The 246-nt window shown below is 80.1% G+C and carries 1 pseudogene; it reads right to left on the bottom strand.

Features of this window, described 5'->3' with window-relative positions:
* Window positions 1-246, bottom strand: a pseudogene (locus KVS67_RS12590) (recombinase RecQ); the annotation flags it as partial.

Raw genomic sequence — 246 nt, 5'->3', positions numbered from 1 at the left:
GGGCGGTGCGCAGCATCTGCGCCATCGCCTCGGGGACGGCGAACCGGCCGTACACGGACCCGTGCCGGTAGGCGCTGTTGCCGCCCGGCCCGGCCGTGGGGCCGCCGCGCGCGTGCTCGAGCGTGCCGAGGAACGGCAGCCGGCCGATCCGGGCGATCCCCTCGGCGAACGACCCCACCAGCTGCGGGCGCGTGCGGGGGGGCATCGCGACGGCGGCGCTCGGCCGCGTCCGCCACCCCCAGCCGG

The sequence above is a fragment of the Micrococcus sp. GbtcB5 genome (assembly GCF_019091605.1).
In the GTDB taxonomy this organism is placed as follows: Bacteria; Actinomycetota; Actinomycetes; order Actinomycetales; family Micrococcaceae; genus Micrococcus; species Micrococcus luteus.
Note: the sequence above shows the minus strand (reverse complement) of the source record. Positions and strands in the feature narration are given on the sequence as shown.